General features: G+C 71.8%; 1 protein-coding gene and 1 pseudogene. Both read right to left on the minus strand.

Annotated features, from left to right (window positions below):
- Positions 1-282, minus strand: a pseudogene (locus N878_RS21475) (hybrid sensor histidine kinase/response regulator); the annotation flags it as partial.
- 12 nt (positions 283-294) lie between these two features.
- Positions 295-1,180, minus strand: an 886-nt coding sequence (locus N878_RS21480) for a lipase secretion chaperone (RefSeq protein WP_021445590.1), incomplete at its 5' end; no start/stop codon positions are given.

The following is a 1,180-nucleotide window of genomic DNA, read 5'->3' on the forward strand; positions in this document are numbered from 1 at the left end:
CGCACGCCGGCAGTAGACGAACGCCAGCAGCACCGCGCCCAGCGCCAGCAGGCGCAGCGGCAAGGCCGAGAGGCTGACGGCCAGCGGCATGGCGAAAATATCCAGCAGCGCGTAGGCCAGCTGGAACAGTACCGCGGTGGCGGCGATCAGCGGCAGGCGGCGGCGAATGCGCTGCACCCGGTGCTCGGCGAACGCCTGCTCCAGCGCCGGCACGAAGCACAGCCGGCTGTAGCCGCGGCGCTGCTGGGCCAGCAGTAGGCGCTCCTGCTGCTCGACGCTCATGGGCACCGCCGCTCAGGGCTGGGGCGGCGTCTGCGGCTGCTTGGCGGCGATGGCGTCATAGGTCTCCACCCGGTGTCGATCTTCGCTGGCGAACAGCCGTTCGCGCAGCCGTTGCTGCGCCTGCGCGCCATCCGCCGCGCTCAGCCCCTGGCCCTGCAACCCGGCCAGCTCGGCGCGGTAGGCCTGGTAGCGCTGCTGCCAGTCGCGCTCGCGGCGCTGCTCGGCCAGCAGGCGCTGCACGGTGGGCGGATCATAGGTCATCGCCAGGAACTCGCGCACCTGTTGCTCGTCCGCGCCGTCGTGCCACAGCTGTTCGCTGCGCGCCAGTTGTGCCTGGGCCTGCTCCTGGCGCAGCTCGCTGGCACGCAGCGCCTCCGGCAACTGCTGGCGCAGCTGCTCGTGCAACTGCGCGCGCTGCGCCTCGCCGAGGTCGTCGCGCTGCTGCAGCGCCAGGCTGTCCAGGGTGTAGCGGGCGTAGGCCTGCTCGGCGCCGAACAGTGCCTCCTGCGCGGCGGCCGAGAAATGCGTGCGGCGCAGGGCATCCAGGCGCTCGAAGGCCTGCTGCAGCGCCTGCAGCTGGGCCTGGGGGTCGACCTGCTGGCGGGCGTTCAGCGGCTGCTGCAACAGTGCCAGGCTGGCGCGCTTGTAGTCGAGGTAGTCGCCGAGCAGGTTGGTCAGCTGACCCAGCGCCGGCTCCTGCAAACGTGCGCCAGCATCGGCCAGCAGCGCCGCGATCGAGGCGTCGAGGCCGGAGTGGTCGACGGCGCTGAGGAAATAATCGAAGTAATCGCGCAGCGCCAGCTCCAGCACCAGATTGCCGGCGGCATCGGTCTGCAGTCGGCCGTCGACTTCGGTGCCGGCCAGGCTCGGCAGCGGCGCCGCTGGCGCCTGTGGCGTG

This window comes from Pseudomonas sp. EGD-AK9 (assembly GCF_000465935.2).
Taxonomy (GTDB): Bacteria; Pseudomonadota; Gammaproteobacteria; order Pseudomonadales; family Pseudomonadaceae; genus Aquipseudomonas.